The organism is Mycobacterium sp. 852002-50816_SCH5313054-b, from assembly GCF_001667185.1.
Classification (GTDB): Bacteria; Actinomycetota; Actinomycetes; order Mycobacteriales; family Mycobacteriaceae; genus Mycobacterium.
This window is the reverse complement of sequence record NZ_LZIC01000063.1, coordinates 23461-42317: the sequence shown is the minus strand read 5'-3', so window position 1 is coordinate 42317 and position 18857 is coordinate 23461. Positions and strand designations below refer to the sequence as shown.

The following is an 18857-nucleotide window of genomic DNA, read 5'->3' as shown; positions in this document are numbered from 1 at the left end:
TGGCCCGATGCACATGCTGACCCGTTTAGGTACCTCCGCCGCGGCCATCGCCGTGGTGATCTCCCCGGCGGCAACCTTGGAAATCGCCGTCGCGGCCGCCCAAGGAGGCACCACCGTCGTGATGGACAGTGACGAGCGGCGCTGCGATTTCAGCAAGGTCACCGAGGCGGCGTGGATCCCCCGGCCGCCCGAGGGCACCGGTTCGGCGCTCATCAGCACCTCCGGATCGAGAGCGGTCGCGCAGGTGCACGTGGCGATCCCCAACGAGCCGGGCACCCATTACGACGTCGGTCTTATCCAGGAACCCCGTCCGTCGTCGGCGACATGTGGCCCCGGGGCGCCCGGCACCGCCTTTACCGGAATGGACACCGACGGGGCCGGCAATGCAACGGTGACCGTCCAAGACAGCATTCGCCAAGGTACGACGGGCGTCTGGGTGATTATCGAGCGCGCAAACCCAAGCTCACAAAACCCCGCCGAGTTCTACACGTCCGAATTCTTGGTGCCGGTATAACCCGTTCGGGCAAGGTCACTGCGCGGCCGCGGGGACGACGAGCGCGTCCGATCCCGGAAACACCGTGGCGACATGGCCGCTGGCGAGCCAGCGCACCACATATGGCGGCGCGCCGTCGGCGCCGCGAACCTCGGTGATCAACCCGCGCTGATCGGCTAACTCGGTCGTGGTCCCCTTGATCACGAGCCAGTCACCTACGTCGGCCTTCATCATCGACTCCCTCGTTGACTGATAAGCCGATCATGCGCCGTGGCGGACCGGATGAGCGAGGGCCATAGGTCACCGTTGGCCTGCGAGGACGAACGCCCCCGGACGTACGGGACTTCGGTCCCTATCTCGACCGTTCGGTCAAATGGTCCGATACAGGTGTCGGGTAACGACGGGCGTCGGATGAAAGGCACGCCGATGAACGCTTCAGCAGAGTCTTTGGCAAGAACGCGCTTTTTCGCGCGCGTCCTCGGTCCTTTCCTCGTCATTGTCGACGTCACGGCGGTGGCCCGCGCTTCGGACATGCAGGCACTGCTGTCGCAGTTCGAAGCGAATTCGATGTCGGCGTTTGTCAGCGGCGCCTTCATCCTGTTGTTCGGGCTGATCATGATCGCCGCGCATCAGTACTGGAACGGCGCCGCGGCGATTGTGGTGTCTTCGCTGGGCTGGCTCATCGTGCTGCGCGGGCTGCTCCTGGTGGCCTTTCCCAAGGCCTTCGTCGCCGTGGCCAACAGCATGATCGGCGCGCAGGGCTGGTGGATTTCGCTCTGCATCGTCTTCGCCCTCGTCGGGCTGTATCTGACCTACATCGGCTGGGCCCCGGCGCCCGGCCGGCCGGCATCGCACGCGGCGACCGCAGCGCCGGATCTTCCCCGGGCGGCGTGACCACGACGGTGTCCACGCCAGCGCCCGACCAAAGCACCGCCGACATCGGCCCCGCCCTGCGCGTGAACCTGCGCGACGAGTTCGACACGGCAACTGCCGTCGCCGACGCAGCGGTCGAGGATATGGCAACGATGGGAAAGGGCTCGGGCATGCTCATCGTGAAACAGGGCCCCAATGCCGGGTCGCAGTTTCTCTTGCTGCAGCCCATCATGTCGGCCGGACGGCATCCGGCCAGCGACATCTTCCTCGACGACATCACAGTCAGCCGCAGGCACGCCGAGTTCCGCAGGGAGAACGGCCAATTCCGCCTCGTTGACCTCGGCAGCCTGAACAGCACCTATCTCAACCGCGAAGCCGTCGATTCGGCGGTGCTGGCCAACGGCGACGAGATCCAGATCGGCAATTTCCGCCTGGTTTTCCTCACCGGGCCGGCGACCGGTGGACACCGACGAGGAGGGCTTGCGTGAGCGATGTGGACCGGATCCTGACGCAGCTTCTCAGCGAGGCCGGAATATTACGCCACGTCGAACCCGAGACCGCGTCGGCGATGATCAAGCAACTGCATACCATCGAATTCCCGGCGGGACAGGTGATTTTCTCGCAGGGGGACCCGGGTGATCGGGTGTACATCGTCGTCACTGGCAAGGTCAAAATCGGCCTGAGGGGCCCCGGCGGCCGCGAGAATCTCCGAGCGATCATGGGTCCGACCGACGTCTTCGGCGAGCTGGCGGTGTTCGATCCCGGTCCGCGATCCTGCACCGCGACGGCGATCACCGACGTTCGCGCGGTGTGGGTGGATCGTGCCACGTTGCGCGCCTGGATAGCCCACCGGCCGGTGATCGCCGAGCAACTGCTGCAGGCACTGAACCAGCGGCTGCAACACACCGAGGACCAACTCGTCGAACTGATCTCCAGCGATGTAGCCACCCGCGTGGCGCGCCAACTGTTGCTCTTGGCCGGGCGCTTCGGAACCCGCGAGCGCGATGGGCTGCGGGTCGCGCACGAGCTGAGCCAGGACGAGATGGCTCAACTTGTCGGCGCCGACCGCGTGTCGGTCAACAAGGCAATGCGCGATTTCGCTTCCAGTGGCTGGATCACGTTGCAGGGCAAGGGTGTTCTGCTCACCGACGCCGATGCGCTCGCCCGCCGTGCGGCGGCCGGTGCGGCCTTGGGCGTCTATCGAAGGCGGCCGCTGCGCGCCACCGCGTGAGAATTGGCCCAGCTTCCTTCACTGGGCGTCGCGCCTGTAATACCGTCGCGACATGAGCGACTACACCTCAGAAGCGGTGGACAGGCTGCCGTTCTCCACGGAAGAAAAGTCGCAGCGATACCAGACCGACAACTACCGCGGTGCGGTGGGTCTCAACTGGTACCTGACCGATCCCACCCTGCAGTTCACCATGGCCTACTACCTGCAGCCCGACGAATTGGCCGTGCTGGGGCCCCAGCTGGCCCGCATCGGTGACCTGATGGGCGGCCCGGTGGCGCGCTGGGCCGAGGAGACCGACCGCAACCCGCCCCGGCTGGAACGCTACGACCGGTGGGGACACGACGTCGGCCGCGTCGTCATGCCGGCGTCGTTCACGCAGTCCAAGCGCGCGGTGCTCGACGCGCAGCAGGCCCTGCGCGACGCGGCGCGGGAGGCCAAGGTGAGCTCGGGCCTGGCGCTGTTCGCGTCGAACTATCTGCTCAACCAGGCCGACATCGGAATGGGCTGCGCGCTGGGCACGGGCGGCGGGATGGTGCAGTCGCTGGTGTCCGCCTACGCGCCGCCCGACGTGGCCGAGTACGTGCTGGCGAAGTTCGCCTCCGGCGAATGGGCGGGCGAGACGGCGCAGTTGCTCACCGAGCGCACCGGGGGCTCGGATTTGGGCGCGCTCGAGACGACGGCGACCCGCTCCGGGGACGCTTGGCTGCTCAACGGGTTCAAGTGGTTCGCCTCCAACTGCGCGGGTGAGGCGTTCGTGGTGCTGGCCAAGCCGGAAGGGGCGCCGGACTCGTCCCGCGGCGTCGCGAACTTCCTCGTGCTGCGCAACCGGCGCGACGGTTCGCGCAACGGGGTGCGGGTGCGCCGGCTCAAGGACAAGCTCGGCACCCGCTCGGTGGCCTCCGGCGAGATCGAGTTCGTCGACGCCGAGGCGTTCCTGCTGTCCGGCGAACCCGGCGCGGACACCGGCCCGTCCGACGGCAAGGGGCTCGGCCGCATGATGGAGCTGACCAACGCCGCGCGGCTGGGCATCGCCCAGTTCGGCCTCGCCAACGCCCGCCGCGCGCTGGTCGAGTCGCTGTGCTACGCCCGGCAGCGCCACGCGTTCGGCGGGGCACTCATCGACAAGCCGCTGATGCGGCGCAAGCTCGCCGAGATGATCGTCGACGTCGAGGCGGCCCTCGCGCTGGTCTTCGACGGCACCGGCGCCGCCAACCACCGCCAGCCCCGCGTCGTCCGGCAGCGCATCGCGGTCCCCGTGACCAAGCTGAAGGTGTGCCGGCTCGGGATCACGGCCGCCTCCGATGCGATCGAAATCCACGGCGGCAACGGCTATATCGAGACATGGCCGGTGGCCCGGCTGCTGCGCGACGCGCAGGTCAACACCATCTGGGAGGGACCGGACAACATCCTGTGCCTGGATGTGCGGCGCGGCATCGAGCGGGCCGGCGCGCACGAGGCGCTGCTGGCGCGGCTGCGCGACGCGGTATCGGTCTCCGACGACGACGCGACCACCCGGCTGGTCGCGAGCCGCGTCGAGGACCTCGAGGCGGCGATCACCGCGTGGGGCAAGCTCGATGGCGGCGTGGCCGAGGCGCGGCTGTTCCCGCTGGCGCAGTTCATGGGCGACGTCTACGCGGGCGCACTGCTCACCGAGCAGGCCGCGTGGGAGCGGGAAACCCGCGGCGGGGAGCGCAAGGCGCTCGTCGCGCGGCTGCACGCGCAGCGCTATCTCGCCGATCCGGGCCCGCTGCGCGGGATCGACGCCGACACCGACGAGGCGCTGGAGCGGTTCGAGGAGTTGGCGGGCGGCGCGCTGGCGGTCTGATCCCTGGCGGATTTCAGGAGTTCGGCCGTGGCATCCCACAGCCGCCCTTCCCGCAGCGGGTCCTGCGCGAACGGCTTCACCTCGCGCTCTTGGTCTTTGACGACGAACGCGCCGGATCGCAGGTGGGCCCAGCGGCCGTCGAGCACGATGGAGGCCAGCGCGGGCCCGGATCGGCTTGGCGACGAGACGCCGGGGATTCGCTCGATGATGCGCCCGATTCGTTGCACCGCGGCGCCGTGCGCCCTACTCAGCCCGGTGCCGGGCATGAACCCCGGCTCGAAGACGGTCACGTTGACCCCGGCGGGTGCTCGGCGCTGCAGTTCGTGCGCGTAGTACAGGATGGCGAGTTTGGAATTGGAGTAGGCGATCCCGCACCGCTCGAAGGTCGACGGCACGTCGGGTGCGGGTGGCCGGGCAAGGTCGATCGGATCGGCCCAGCGCGCCGACGGAACGCGCATGATTCGCCGAAATATGTTTTGCCAGTACGTATTTGATCCGATTAACACGACGCGCGCCGGAGGGACGAACGCGTCGAGGAGGTCGCCGATGAGCTGCGCGTGCGCGAGGTAGTTGACGGCGAAGGTCAGTTCGTATCCGTCCGCGGAGGCGCTGTGGGTATCGGCTACGCCCAGGCCGGCGTTGGCCACCAAGGCGCGCAGCGGTCGGACCGTACCCGCGTCCAGCAGATCCCTGACCGTGCGCGCCGCGGCGCGCACGTCGGACAGCCGGGCGAGGTCGCAGCGGATCTCGTGCACGGTCGCTCCCGCGCGGCGGGCGTTTTTGGCCACCTCGGTCAGCGCGCGGCCGGGCCTGCCGACCAGCAGCAAGTCTGGGCGTTCGGACGCCGGGCGACCGGCGATCGCCAGCGTCGCGGCCCTTCCGAGTCCGCCGGTCGGGCCGGTGATGAGCACGGTGCCGGATGCGATCGAGTTCATGGTTGCCAGTCTCGGCTCGAATCGGAGCGTCGGGGAGTCGTCGGGTTTTCGTAGGACTGGCAGTGCCAGGACAATGCCTTTCCCGGGCGACCCGCGTCGCGCAAAGTAAGGGGATGGCCTCGTGGGATTTCGGGCGGACGGTGCGTAGCTGGCGCGACCGCGTCGCCCCCACGGCGGTCGGAGTTTCCGTCGGCGGACGCCGCCGCGCGGCGGGGCTGCGCCGCGAAGAGCTCGCAGCGCTGGCCGGCATCTCCGTGGATTACCTGACCAGGCTTGAGCAGGGCCGAGCCACCTCGCCGTCGATCCAGGTGGTGGAGGCGCTTGCCCGGGCGTTGCGGGTCTCCGACGCCGAGCGCAACCTGCTCTTCCGATTGGCCGGACATGCCGCGCCCGGGTCCGAGGTGGTGTCGTCGCGCGTTACCCCGAGCGTGCAGCGCATCCTCGATCGCCTGGCCCACACGCCCGTCGCCGTGTACGACGCCACCTGGACCCTGCTCATCGCCAACGCCCCGTACGACGCGCTGATGGGCCCGACGACGACCTGGCGCGGAAACGAACGAAACAGCTTGTGGCGCAATCTTGTTGGTCCCGGCACTCGCGCCGTCCACACGCGCGAGGAGAAGGCCCAATTCGAGGCGGGTTTGGTTGCCGACCTGCGGCTCACCGCCGCCCGGTATCCCGCCGATGAGCGGTTGAAGCAGCTGATCCACGGACTGTCCGCGCACAGCCCGCGCTTCGTCGAGCTGTGGGAATCCGGCGCCCCGGTGCCGCACCAAGACTTCGGCCGGCACAAGGTCATCGCGCACCCCAACGTCGGCCACATCGCGCTGGACTGCGACACACTCGTCGTGGCCGCCGATGACATTCGCATCATGATCTACACCGCCGAACCCGAGACCGAGGACGCCGAGCGCCTTGCCCTCGCGGTAGTCCTCGGCACGCAGTCGCTGATCGACTAGCGGGCGCCCGCGGCTAGACCGGGATCAAACCGTGCTTGCGGGCGACGCGGAACCACAGTTGCTTGTCGCGCAACAGGCGCATCGACTTGCGTAGCAGCAGCCGGGTCTCGTGCGGATCGATGACCGCGTCGATGAAGCCGCGCTCGGCGGCGGTCCACGGAATCGCCATATTGAGGTTGTAGCCCTCGATGAAGTCCTTCTTGATCTGCTGCGCCTCGGGCGTGGTCGGGTCGGGGAACCGCTTCATCAGCAGCTGGGCGGCGCCCTCGGCGCCGATCACGGCGATCCGCGCGGTAGGCCAGGCGAAGTTGAAGTCGGCGGTCAACTGCCGGGACCCCATCACGGCGTAGGCGCCGCCGTAGGACTTGCGCACCGTGATCGTCACCTTCGGCACGTCGGCCTCCACGACGGAGTAGAGGAAGCGGCCGCCGCGCTTGATGATGCCCCTCTTCTCCTCCTCGGCACCCGGCAGGAAGCCGGGCGTGTCCACGACGAAGACCAGCGGGATGTTGAACGCGTCGCAGAACCGGATGAACCGCGCAGCCTTGTCGGATGCCTCGTTGTCGATCGCCCCCGACATGTGCATGGGCTGGTTGGCGATCACCCCCACCGGCTGGCCGTCGATGCGCGCGTATCCGGTGATGATGGCGGGCCCGTGCTGCGCGGCGACGTCGAGGAAGTCTCCGTCGTCGAAGATCCGCAACAGGATTTCGTGCATGTCGTAGGCCGCGTTGTCCGAGTCCGGCACGATCGCGTCGAGCTCCAGGTCACTCGGGGTGATCTCCGGCTCCAACCCGGGGTTGACGATCGGCGGCTTGTCGAAGCAGTTCGACGGGAGGAACGACAGGTAGTCGCGGACGTACTGAAACGCCTCCGCCTCGGAGTCGACCACCTGATGGATGTTGCCGTAGCGGGCCTGGGCGTCGGAGCCACCGAGTTCGTCGAGGGTGACCTCCTCGCCCGTGACTTCCCGGATCACGTCGGGCCCGGTGACAAAGAAGTAGCCCTGGTCGCGCACCGAGACGAGGAGATCGTCCTGGATCGGCGAATACACCGCTCCCCCGGCGCATTTCCCGAAGATGAGCGAGATCTGGGGCACCAGCCCGGACAGCGCCTCGTGACGGCGGCCCAATTCGGCGTACCACGCCAGCGAGGTCACCGCGTCCTGGATCCGGGCACCACCCGAGTCCTGGATGCCGATGATCGGGCACCCGGCCATCGCGCACCACTCCATCAACCGCGCGACCTTGCGGCCGAACATCTCACCGACGGTGCCCTGGAACACCGTCTGGTCGTGGGAGAACACCCCGACCGGCCGGCCGTCGATCATGGCGTGACCCGTGACGCAGCCGTCGCCGTAGAGGGCGTTCGGGTCGTTCGGCGTCTTGGCCAGCGCCCCGATCTCGAAGAAGGTGCCCGGATCGACCAGCGCGTGCACGCGGGCGCGGGCGCTCGGGATGCCCTTCTTGTCCCGCTTGGCCGCGGCCTTCTCGCCGCCGGGCTCCTTAGCCTGCTCGAGACGAGCGTGCAGCTCGGCCAGCTTTTCCGCGGTGGTGTGCTGAACGGGAGCTTGCCCTGAAGCGGGGAGAGTCTCCGTCACTACTTGCCTACCTCACTTTTTCGGACGAGTCCGCCTGGTGCCTTGCCGCGATCCCGTTCAGCGCCTGGGTCATGTGCGCGCCCACCTTCGCGATGATCGGCTCGTCGATGACCTGGATGTGCTCGCCACCGACCGGCACGACCTCGAGGTCGGTCACGTGCTCGCCCCACCCGCCGTCCGGCTTGCGGGTGGCGTAGCGCGGTTCGAACATGATCGCGTCGTCATGGTAGCGATCAGCCATGTAGAGCGTGACGTGCCCGTCGTACGGCTGGATCTCGGCGGTGTCGATGGCCCGCTGGTCCAGGTACGACGTGCGCTGGTGTTCGATGATCCCGCCCGGGATCTGCACACCGCTCGCCTTGACCGCCTCGAGCACAAGCTGGACCTGGCCCGCGTCGTCGAGCTCCTCGAGCTGCTCGTAAGGGATCTCGTCGATGGTGACGTTGAAGGTCTTCTCCGCGAACCGCGCGTAGCGATCCCAGCGCTTGCGGATCTCCTCCTTGGTCTGCGGGATCTCCTCGCCCGGCCGCACCGCGTCGATGAGGCCGACGAACTCGACGTCCTTGCCCATCTGCTGGAGGCCGATCGCGCAGGCATAGGCCAGCGCGCCGCCCAGCGACCAGCCGGCGAGAATGTACGGCCCGTCACCCTGCATTTCGATCAGCTTCGGAACGTATTGCGCCGCACGCTCTTCGATCGACCCCTCGACCCGCTCGAGGCCGTACATCGGGGTGTCGGACGGCAACCGGTTGAGCAGCGGCTCGTAGACCACCGTGGAGCCGCCGGCCGGGTGGAACACGAAAACCGGTGGCTTCGTGCTGCCCTCCGGCCGCGCCCGCAGCGTGCGCACGAACCCGTCTACCACCCCGGCCTCCAGGTACTCGCGCACCTTCTCGGCCAGCGCCTCGATGGTCTCCGACGTCAGCACGTCCTCGGCGGAGATCGGACCCCCGGCGCGCTCCGACAGCCGCTCCGCCATCTTGGCGGCGGCGTCGGCGTCCAGCTTGGGCAGCGGGTTGAAGATGCCGCCCGGCGACTTGCCGGTCACGATCGCCCACGTGGCGAAGGTGACCCGCTCGGCGGCGTCGCGCGGCGGCACGTCGGAGTTGAGCGCCTTGGCGACCGCCTCCTGGTTGAGCGCTTCGGCCACCCCGGACACCTTCGGCTGTCCCCCGTTGACACCCGGCCCCGACGGGTTCGTCGGCGGCGGCGGGATCGGAATGTCGGAGGCCGGCGGCGGCTGCGTCTCCGGCTCGGCTTGCGGGTCGGGAGCCGGCGCCACCACCGAGGCGGGCGTCGCGCCGCTGATCAACTCGGCCTGCGCCCGGGCGATTTCCTCGGCCGTCTGCGTCTTCTGGTGCTCGTGCAGCTGCTCGACCTCGTCGCGGTGCTCGACCGCATACTCGATCAGTTTCTCGACGGCGAAGAGGTTGGCGTCGCGCACGGCCGTCAGCTGGATGGGCGGCAGGTCGAAGTCGTACTCGACACGGTTCTTGATCCGCACCGCCATCAGCGAGTCCAGGCCCAGCTCGATCAGCGGCACCTCCCACGGCAGGTCCTCGGGCTCGTAGCCCATGGCCGCGCCGACGATGGCGCCGAGCCGCTCGGCGATGGTCTCACCCGAGTCCGGTGTCCACTTGGTGAAACCGGCCGGCATGTACCGGTTGGTCAGGCTGTCGCCGAGCGCCTCCTCCTCCGAACGCGCGGCGGGAGCCTCCGGCGCCGCCACCGCCCCGTTGGCCGGAGCCGCGATCGCCGTCCCCGCGCCAACCGCCGCCGGCAGCACCGATTCCGAGCCGCCCCGGGTCACCAGCGCGTCGTACACCAGCGTGAAGGACTCGTCGATGCGCGCATGCACCTGGACCGATGCGCCACCCGGGTGCCGGGTCAGCGTCGTCACCAGCCGGGCACCCTCGCTCGGCTTCGCGCGCTCCTCGGCCGCCGCCAGCTGCGCGTCCGGAAGCACCTCGGCCGCAGCGATTTTCACCAGCGCCGCCAGGTCCGTCAGGCCGCGGGGTGCGTATTCCCAGACGTGGCGGCCGTCCGGCAGCGCGACGTGGCTGCCCGGCATGAGCACCGAGCCGGTGCCGTGCGAGAAGTGCACATCCAGCCAGTGCTCTTTGCGCTTGAAGCGGGTCGGCGGGATGTTCGCAAAATCTTCGGGGCCTGCCAGCCCCGAGCCGGCGCGGGTGAACAGCGTCCGCATGTCCAGGTCGTGGCCGTAGACGTACAGCTGCGCCATGGTCGAGACCATCGACTCGACCTCGTCCTGCTTGCGGGCCAGCGTCGGGATCAGTTGGGCGTCATGCAAACCCGCCGAGGCCGTGGTCAGACCCACCTGCATCAGCGCGACGGGGTTGGGCGCCAGCTCCAGGAACGTGGTGTGCCCGCTGTCGACGGCGTTGCGGATCCCGTGGGTGAAGTAGACGCTGTGCCGCAGGCCCTTCTTCCAGTAGTCCACGTCGTGGATCGGCTCGCCGCCGGGCTTGATGTAGCTGCCCTCATGCACGGTCGAGTAGATCCCGCAGGTGGGGCTCATCGGCTTGATGCCCTGCAGCTCCGCCGCGAGCTCGCCGAGCAGCGGGTCCATCTGCGAGGTGTGGCTGGCGCCCTTGGTCTGGAACTTGCGGGCGAACTTGCCCTCGGATTCCGCGCGGGCGATGATCGCGTCCACCTGCTCGGGCGGGCCGCCGATGACCGTCTGAGTGGGCGCGGCGTAGACGCACACCTCCAGGTCGGGGAAGTCGGAGAACACCGTCTTGATCTCCTCGGCGGAGTACTCCACCAAAGCCATCAGTCGGATGTACTCGCCGAACAGCATCGCCTCGCCCTCGCCCATCAGATGCGAGCGCGAGCAGATGGCCCGGGTGGCGTCGCGCAGCGACAGGCCGCCGGCGAAGTAGGCCGACGCGGCCTCGCCCAGCGACTGGCCGACCACCGCGGCGGGCTTGGCGCCGTGATGCTTGAGCAGCTCGCCCAGCGCGATCTGGATGGCGAAGATGGTGACCTGGGTGGTCTCGATGCCGTAGTCCTGCGAATCGTCGAGGATCAGTTCGAGCACCGAATAGCCCAGCTCGTCCTGGACCAGCGCGTCGACCTTCTCGATCCACTGGGCGAAGACCGCGTCACGCAGGTACAGGCTCTTGCCCATCTTGCGGTGCTGCGCGCCGAATCCGGCCAGCACCCACACCGGGCCGCTGCTCACCGGCCCGTCGGCGCTGAACACGTTCGGCCGCTGCTTGCCCTCGGCGACGGCCCGCAGCCCCTTGATCGCCTCGTCGTGGTCGTGCGCCAGCACCACCGCGCGGGAGCGCCCGTGGTTGCGGCGCGACAGCGACCGGCCGATCGATTCCAGCGACGACGCCTGCCCCTCGGGGCTTTCCATCCAGTCCGCGAGCTCGGCGGCCGCGGCCTTCTTGCGGGACGTCAGGAACGCCGACACCGCCAACGGGATCAGTGGCTTAGCGGGACCTTCGGCTTCCTCTTGCGCCGCAAGCTCTGCCAGCGCGGCCTCTTTGAGGCTCAGCGCCTCTTCCGTCACCTCCGGCAGGTCGGGCTCGTCCTCTTCGGCCTCGGGCGTGTCGCTGAGGATGTTGCCGAAGTCGTCGAACCGCAGCGAGTGGCCCTCGAAGGTGGGCGCCTCGGCCGCCTCGGCCGCTTCGGCGGCGACCTTCACCTCGGGTTTGGGCTCGGGCTCCTTTTCGACGACGTCGCGCGGCAGGACCTCGCGCACCACCACGTGTGCGTTGGCGCCGCCGAAGCCGAAGCTCGACACCCCGGCCAGGGCGTAGCCGCCGTAGCGCGGCCAGTCGGAGGCCTGGTCGACGACCTTCAACCGCATCCCGTCGAAGTCGATGTACGGGCTCGGTCCGGCGTAGTTGATCGACGGCGGCAGCTTGTCGTGCTGCAACGCCAGCACCACCTTGGCCAGGCTGGCCGCGCCGGCCGCCGACTCCATGTGGCCCACATTGGTTTTCACCGCGCCCAGCAGCGCCGGCCGATCGGCGGGACGTCCCCGGCCGATCACGCGGCCCAGCGCCTCGGCCTCGATCGGGTCGCCCAGGACCGTCCCGGTGCCGTGCGCCTCGATGTAGTCGACGGTGCGCGGATCGATCCCGGCGTCCTTGTACGCCCGGCGCAGCACGTCGGCCTGCGCGTCCTGGTTGGGCGCGATCAGGCCGTTGGACCGGCCGTCGTGATTGACCGCGCTACCGGCGATCACGGCGAGGATCTGGTCCCCGTCGCGGCGGGCGTCGTCGACCCGCTTGAGCACCACCATGCCGCCGCCCTCGGAGCGGGTGTAGCCGTCGGCGTCCGAGGAGAACGACTTGATCCGGCCGTCGGGGGCCAGCACCGCGCCGATCTCGTCGAAACCGAGCGTCACCGCGGGCGTGAGCAACGCGTTGACACCGCCGGCAACGGCGACGTCGGCTTCCCGGTTGCGCAGCGCCTGCACGGCCTGGTGGACCGCCACCAGCGAACTCGAGCACGCGGTGTCGACCGCGACCGAGGGTCCGCGGAAGTCGTAGAAGTACGACACCCGGTTGGCGATGACCGACATCGCGTTGCCGGTGATCGCGTAGGGGTGCGCGACGGTCGGGTCCGAGATCGCCAGGAATCCGTAGTCGTGGTTGGAGACGCCGACGTACACGCCGACGGACCCGCCGCGCAGGCTGGACGCCGGGATGCGGGCGTGCTCCAGCGCCTCCCAGGTCAACTCCAGCGCCATCCGCTGCTGCGGGTCGATGTTGTCGGCCTCGGTCTTCGCGACGGCGAAGAACTCGGAGTCGAAGCCCTTGATGTCCTTCAGATACCCGCCGCGGGTGCGGGCCTTCGCGACCCGCTCGGCCAGCCGCGGCTCCTCGAGGAATTCCGACCAGCGGCCCTCGGGCAGGTCGGTGATGGCGTCGCGGCCCGCGATCAGGGCCTGCCAGGTTTCGTCGGGGGTGTTCATGTCGCCGGGCAGCCGGGTGGACAGGCCCACGATCGCGATGTCGACGCGCTCCGCGGGCCCGTTGCGCGACCAGTCGACGATGTCGACGTCGTCGTCGGGCCTTTCGGGTTCGCCCTCGATGATCCGGGTCGCCAGCGATTCGATGGTCGGATGCTGGAAAGCCACCGCGACCGACAGGGTGACACCGGTCAAGTCCTCGATGTCGGCGGCCATCGCCACGGCGTCGCGCGAAGACAGCCCCAGCTCGACCATCGGCACCGACTCGTCGATCGAATCCGGCGATTGCCCGGTCGCCTTGGCCACGTAGTTGCGCAGCCACTGGCGCATCTCGGGGACCGTCACGTCGGTCTTCTTGGCGGGCAGGTTCTCCTGCTGGTCCTGGGGGTCTTCTATATCAGCCATGGTTCCTGGTTCAGTCGTTAGCGCCGGCGAAGGCGGTCGGGGAACCGATGCCGCTGCGCAGGCTTCCATCGAGGTAGGCGGCGCGGCAGGCGCGCCGCCCGATCTTGCCGCTGGACGTACGCGGGATGGTGCCGGCCTGCACCAGCAGAACGTCGCGCACCGTCACCCCGTGCCCCACGGCGATGGCCGCCCGGATGTCGTCGGTGATGGGCTGGTGGTCGAGCTTGTGCGTACCGGCCGCGCGTTCCCCGACGATCACCAATTGCTCGGAGGTGTCCTCCAGATCGAACTTGAGCCCCACGTGCGGGTTGTCGAACACCACCTGCGGCAGCTGGTTGGCCGGAACGGAGAAGGCCGCCACGTAGCCGACCCGCAACGCCTTGGTGGATTCCTGCGCCGTGTACTCCAGGTCTTGGGGGTAGTGGTTACGGCCGTCGATGATGACCAGGTCCTTGATCCGGCCCGCTATATAGAGGTGGCCATTGTGGTAGGTGCCGTAGTCGCCGGTGCGCACCCACAACCCGTCATCGGGGGCCCCCTCGGCGTGCGACTCCGGGACCCTGGACTTGAGGATGTTTTTGAAGACTTCGGAGGTCTCTTCCTCCTTGCCCCAGTAGCCGACCCCGAGGTTGTTGCCATGCAACCAGATCTCGCCGATCTGCCCGTCCGGCAGCTCGCTGGCCGAGTCGGCATCGACGATCACCGCCCATTCGTCGACCCCGATCTTGCCGGCGGAAACCTGCGCGACGGCGTTCGGCGCGTCGGGGGCCACCTCGACGAAGCGTTGGTTGTTCAGCTCGTCCCGGTCGACGTGGATGACCGTCGGCGGCTCGTCGCCCGGGGTGGTCGAGACGAACAGCGTGGCCTCGGCCAGACCGTAGGACGGCTTGATCGCGGTGTCCTTCAAACCGTAGGGCTTGAAGGCTTCGTAGAACTTGCGCATCGACGCCGGTGAGACCGGCTCGCTGCCGTTGAGGATGCCCTTGACGTTGCTCAGGTCCAGCGGTGGCTCGTCGTCGCGGGGCACGCCGCGCACCGCGGCGTGCTCGAACGCAAAGTTCGGGGCCGCGGAGAAGACGCCGCCCGTTTCACCGGGCTTCCGCGCGAGTTCGCGGATCCAGCGACCGGGCCGGCGCACGAACGCGGCGGGCGTCATGAAGGTGAAGCTCTGGCCGAGCACCGGGGCGCACAGCGCGGTGATCAGGCCCATGTCATGGAAGAACGGAAGCCAGGACAGGCCGCGGTCGCCTTCGGCGCCCTCCAGGGCGACCAGCGTCTGCAGCACGTTGGTGGGCAGGTTCAGGTGAGTGATCTGCACGCCCGTCGGTGTTCGGGTGGAGCCGGAGGTGTACTGCAGGTAGGCGATGGTGCTCTCATCGGCCTCGGGCTCCTGCCAGGTGGAGGCGACCTCGGTGGGCACCGCGTCGACGGCGATGACGCGGGGCCGCTCCTTGGCCGTCCGTGACCGGATGAACTTGCGGACGCCTTCGGCGGCGTCGGTCGTGGTCAGGATGGTCGAGGGCGTGCAGTCGTCGAGCACGGCGTGCAAACGGCCGACGTGACCCGGCTCGGCCGGGTCGAACAGCGGCACCGCGATGCGGCCGGAGTAGAGCGTGCCGAAGAAGGCGACGAGGTAGTCCAGGTTCTGCGGGCACAGGATGGCGATGCGGTCGCCGGGCTGGGTGACCTGCTGCAGGCGGGCCCCTATGGCGCGGTTGCGGGCGCTGAAGTCGGACCACGAGATGTCGCGCTCGACACCGTCTCGCTCGGTGGAGTAGTCCAGGAATCGATAGGCCAGCTTGTCACCGCGAACCTTCGCCCACTTCTCAACGTGACGAACCAGGTTCGTGTTCTCCGGGAACTTGATTCTTCCGTTGACGATAAACGGGTTGTGGTACGCCATGCCGCCCTCTCCTGTCACAACCTGTGTCGGTCGGCGTGGCCGACCGCTCTGCTGCCGGCTGCGCCGACGGGTCCTCTATACACGAGCCGGCTTTGAACGGCCCGCGCTCGGGAGCGCCGGTCCTTGCGGCCGCAACGAAGTTCTAATTGCTCTTAATTTTCTCTTAATGTTAAGTGCCGCCTCCCGGCAGACCAAATCACAAGGTACCGCCGATCGCGTCACGGATTCGCCTAGGTCGCGGGGGTGTCACCCATGTTTGGGGTGCGGCGCGTTCTCGATCACGCCGCGGGCCCAATTCAGCGTCCAGTCGGTCGCGGCCGCCCCGTCCAGGTTCCAGAACTCGGTCGTGGCGTACAGCGCGTGGACGGGTTGGCCCGCGCCGCCGGCCAGGGTGTTCAAGGTCTCCGGCAGCTTGGCCACGCTAAACGCCTCATTCGGCGCGGCGCAGATGAGGTCACCGGGCGCACAGATCTCGTTCGTTTTGCTGTTCAGCGCGCCGAAACCGCCCGGCCGGGCACCGGTCATGGTCAGGCCGAGGCCGGATAACACCGGCACCTCGTGCAGGGTGATCTCGGCGCCCTCGCCGGGCGGGTTGGGCCCGATGTCGTTGCCGACCCCGTCCTGGCGGCGGCCGTCGGCGATCAACGTCACACCGAGCACCAGGTCGTCGTCGACGGGCCCCCGGCCGTTGCCGATGTCGCTGGCGATGTCACCGATGATCACCGCGCCCTGCGAGAACCCCATCAGCACGTAGCTGGTCAGCGGGCACTTGTTGTTCATGTCCGTCATCGCCTGCACGGTCGCGCGGGTGCCTTCGGCCCGGCTGTCGTTGTAGGGCATCTGCGTGTCGCCGCTCAACGGATTGTGGAACTGCGCCGTATAGGGGGTGGTGAACGTCTGCACGCGGGAGGAGGGGAATTGCTGGGAGATTTCCGCGGTCACCTTGTGCAGCAACGCATTCGGGAACTGCGCCGGGTTGAGTGGATCGTCCTGCGGGGCGGACTCCCACGTGCCCGGCACGTTGATCAGTTGCACATCGGGGCACGACGCGTCCTGGGAAGCGGGCCGCGGCTTGTGCGGGTGCGTCGTCGTGGAGGTCGGCGGCAGGATGCCGGGCGGCACCGCGCTGGGCGGTGACTTGGGGCCGCGCAGCAGCATCACCACGGCCACGATGACCAACAACACGACGCCGGCCACCGCAAGGGCGGCGATCCAGGCGAGGGTCCGGTGGCGGTTACGCCGCGCGCTCGTGGTCATGTTCTCCTGCTGGCAGAGTCGGTCGATCGCAGCTCGATACCAGGAAGCGACCGTCCCGCCCTCTGCTGCGCTCCCTACACGGTACCGGCGTTTGGACTAGCGGATCGCCCCGACGATGTCGCCCGACATGGCTCCGAGCTGCCCCGACCACGTGCCCCAGCCGTTGTCACCGCCGCCCGGGAAGTCGAAGTGGCCGTTGTGGCCGCCGTTGCTGCGGTACTGCTGGTAGAACATCCGGCTGTTGCCCATCGCCTCGCCGGCCTGGCCGATCATGGCGGCGGGATCGCTGGCGGCGTCGGTGGTCGGGCTGAAGACCCATACGCGGGTGTTGTTCTGCGCCAGCAGCGCGGCGTGCACCCAGGGGTCGTGCCACTTCCACCGGCCCAGCTGGGGTGCTCCCCACATGCCGTTGCCGTCGACGCCACCGAATTGCTGCAGGCCGGCCAGGATCGCACCGTTCGTCGTGGTGTTCGACGGGTACAGGAACCCGGACAGCGAGCCGGCGAAGCCGTAGCGGTCGGGGTGGAAGGCGGCCAGCGCCATCGCCCCGTAGCCGCCCTGGGAGGCGCCGACGGCGGCGTGGCCGCCGGGCGCCAGGCCCTTGTTGGCGGCCAGCCAGTTGGGCAGCTCGCTGGACAGGAAGGTGTCCCACTGCTTGCTGCCGTCGTTCTCCCAGTTGGTGTACATGCTGTACGCGCCGCCCGCGGGCGCCGCGACCGAAATGCCCTTGCCGGCCAGCGTGTTCATCGCGTTGCCGGCGGTGACCCAGTTGCTGACGTCCGGTGCGGCGTCGAACGCATCCAGCAGCACCACCATGTGCGGACCGCCCGCCAGGAAGGCCACCGGGATGTCACGGCCCATCGCCGCGGACGGAACCATCAGGCTCTCGAACCCCGCCGCGCGGGCCTTCCCGAGGGGACCCCCCATCCCCAGGGCCAGAACCAGGCCCAACAGCAACGTTGACAGACCCCGCACGACCCTCATGTCCACCCTCCATCGTCTAGTCGCTGTCTGCACATTAGCCAGCGACGCAAGCGTCCCGTCCCGCGGGTAGTGAAACAGATCACACAGGCTGCAAACAACTAGCGGCGGGAACCCCGAAAGGCGCCCGCCGCTAATCGCATTGCTGGTGTGTTTAGGTGCCGGTGCCGGTGCCCTGGTTGCCCGCGGCCGCGGCGGTAGCCGGGCCGGCGCCGGGCGTGGCGCCCAACGTGGACTGCAGGTCAGGCAGCATCGCGTGCAGCTGCGCGCCCCAGTACGGCCAGTCGTGGGTGCCGTTGGCGTCGAAGTTGAACACCGCGTTGTGGCCACCGGCCTGGTTGTAGGCGTCCTGGAACTTCAGGTTGCTGGTCCGCACGAAGCCCTCGAGGAACTTGGCGGGCAGGTTGTCGCCACCGAGGTCGGACGGCTTGCCGTTACCGCAGTAGATCCAGATGCGGGTGTTGTTGGCGACGAGCTTGCCAACCTGCAGCGACGGGTCGTTGCGCTGCCAAGCCGGGTCGCTCGACGGGCCCCACATGTCGTCCTTCTTGTAGCCGCCGGCGTCGCCCATGGCCAGGCCGATCAGCGACGGCCCCATGCCCTGCGAGGGGTCCAGCAGCGCCGACAGCGAGCCGGCGTAGACGAACTGGTTGGGGTGGTAGGCGGCCAGGATCAGCGCCGACGAACCGGCCATCGACAGACCGACGGCGGCGCTGCCGGTCGGCTTGACCTGCTTGTTGGCCTGCAGGTAAGCGGGCAGCTCGCTGGTCAGGAAGGTCTCCCACTTGTAGGTGGTGCAACCGGCCTTACCGCAGGCGGGCTTGTACCAGTCGGAGTAGAAGCTGGACTGCCCACCGACCGGCATGACCACGGCGATGCCCGACTGGTTGTACCACTCGAACGCCGGGGTGTTGATGTCCCAGCCGTTGTAGTCGTCCTGCGCGCGCATGCCGTCGAGCAGGTAGAGCGCGGGCGCGTTGGCGCCGCCGCTCTGGAACTGAATCTTGATGTCGCGGCCCATTGCGGCCGAGGGAACCTGCAGGTACTCCACCGGCAGACCCGGGCGCGAGAACGCCCCGGCGGTCGCCGAGCCCCCCACGGCGCCAATCAGACCCGAGAGCAGTGCCGCGCCAACGGCCCCCACCACGAGCCGTCGTGGCGTGCGAGCCACGGCGCCGCGAAACCTGTCGACAAGCGTCATCCTTGCTTCCTCATCCTTCTTTCGGCCTTTCGGCACATTTCTCCGATTGGACGCATCCCCGAATTGGGTCCGACTGCATACGCGTCGGGCGCAGCAGTGCTCGTGTAGTCAACCACACCTCGGGGCGTCCCCTCTCATCGAGCGGCTCGGGCAAACCGCGATTTGGCGCTCCTACCCAACGATTTTGGGGCCAAACGCCGCCGCGGAGAATCGCGTTTCCGCATGTGCTTGGCCCTGGGTGCG

14 protein-coding genes are annotated in these 18857 nt (G+C 68.5%); 6 read left to right on the top strand and 8 right to left on the bottom strand.

Going from position 1 to position 18857, the window contains the following annotated elements; genetic code table 11:
- Positions 1-7 precede the first annotated feature (7 nt).
- Entirely contained in the window at positions 8-514 is a 507-nt protein-coding gene (locus A5787_RS13270) for a hypothetical protein (RefSeq protein WP_066967230.1), read from the top strand.
- A 15-nt stretch (positions 515-529) separates the two neighbouring features.
- Here A5787_RS13270 and A5787_RS13265 read toward each other — a convergent pair whose 3' ends face one another.
- Positions 530-724, bottom strand: a complete 195-nt coding sequence (locus A5787_RS13265; RefSeq protein ID WP_066967227.1) for a DUF1918 domain-containing protein — start codon at positions 722-724, stop codon at positions 530-532.
- 195 nt (positions 725-919) lie between these two features.
- On the opposite strand from A5787_RS13265, the gene A5787_RS13260 reads away from it, so the two are divergent.
- From A5787_RS13260 to A5787_RS13245, 4 genes are read left to right on the top strand one after another with little or no spacing between them, the layout of a single operon-like run.
- Positions 920-1387, top strand: a complete 468-nt coding sequence (locus A5787_RS13260) for a hypothetical protein (RefSeq protein WP_066967400.1) — start codon at positions 920-922, stop codon at positions 1385-1387.
- Positions 1384-1854, top strand: coding sequence for an FHA domain-containing protein (locus A5787_RS13255; RefSeq protein ID WP_066967224.1), 471 nt, complete (start codon positions 1384-1386; stop codon positions 1852-1854). The genes A5787_RS13260 and A5787_RS13255 overlap by 4 nt, the downstream gene beginning before the upstream one ends.
- A gap of 17 nt (positions 1855-1871) precedes the next feature.
- Entirely contained in the window at positions 1872-2597 is a 726-nt protein-coding gene (locus A5787_RS13250; RefSeq protein WP_066967397.1) for a Crp/Fnr family transcriptional regulator, read from the top strand.
- Between the two features lie 52 nt (positions 2598-2649).
- On the top strand, positions 2650-4422 hold the full coding sequence (locus A5787_RS13245) for an acyl-CoA dehydrogenase family protein (protein WP_066967221.1): 1773 nt from the start codon (positions 2650-2652) through the stop codon (positions 4420-4422).
- Here A5787_RS13245 and A5787_RS13240 read toward each other — a convergent pair.
- On the bottom strand, positions 4323-5357 hold the full coding sequence (locus A5787_RS13240) for an SDR family NAD(P)-dependent oxidoreductase (RefSeq protein ID WP_066967218.1): 1035 nt from the start codon (positions 5355-5357) through the stop codon (positions 4323-4325). The two genes, A5787_RS13245 and A5787_RS13240, sit on opposite strands and share 100 nt — an antisense overlap.
- A 113-nt stretch (positions 5358-5470) precedes the next feature.
- Between A5787_RS13240 and A5787_RS13235 the strand changes: the two genes are divergently transcribed.
- A complete protein-coding gene (locus A5787_RS13235) occupies positions 5471-6316 on the top strand; it encodes a helix-turn-helix transcriptional regulator (protein WP_066967215.1) in 846 nt (281 codons plus the stop codon).
- A 13-nt stretch (positions 6317-6329) separates the two neighbouring features.
- On the opposite strand, the gene A5787_RS13230 is transcribed toward A5787_RS13235, so the two are convergent.
- The 6 genes from A5787_RS13230 to ag85A form a co-directional block, all read right to left on the bottom strand.
- Positions 6330-7916, bottom strand: a complete 1587-nt coding sequence (locus A5787_RS13230; RefSeq protein WP_066967212.1) for an acyl-CoA carboxylase subunit beta — start codon at positions 7914-7916, stop codon at positions 6330-6332.
- Positions 7917-7923: 7 nt separating this feature from the next.
- Positions 7924-13272: a polyketide synthase Pks13 gene (gene pks13, locus A5787_RS13225; RefSeq protein WP_066967209.1), complete on the bottom strand. Its 5349-nt coding sequence runs from the start codon at positions 13270-13272 to the stop codon at positions 7924-7926.
- Positions 13273-13282: 10 nt separating this feature from the next.
- Positions 13283-15175, bottom strand: a complete 1893-nt coding sequence (gene fadD32, locus A5787_RS13220) for a long-chain-fatty-acid--AMP ligase FadD32 (RefSeq protein ID WP_066967206.1) — start codon at positions 15173-15175, stop codon at positions 13283-13285.
- 246 nt (positions 15176-15421) lie between these two features.
- Positions 15422-16432 carry a cutinase family protein gene (locus A5787_RS13215; protein WP_066967202.1) on the bottom strand — a complete coding sequence of 337 codons (1011 nt, stop codon included), beginning with the start codon at positions 16430-16432 and terminating at the stop codon, positions 15422-15424.
- A 96-nt stretch (positions 16433-16528) separates the two neighbouring features.
- Positions 16529-17407, bottom strand: a complete 879-nt coding sequence (locus A5787_RS13210; protein WP_369829113.1) for an alpha/beta hydrolase-fold protein — start codon at positions 17405-17407, stop codon at positions 16529-16531.
- A 160-nt stretch (positions 17408-17567) separates the two neighbouring features.
- Positions 17568-18614: a diacylglycerol acyltransferase/mycolyltransferase Ag85A gene (gene ag85A / locus A5787_RS13205; protein ID WP_066967197.1), complete on the bottom strand. Its 1047-nt coding sequence runs from the start codon at positions 18612-18614 to the stop codon at positions 17568-17570.
- Positions 18615-18857 lie beyond the last annotated feature (243 nt).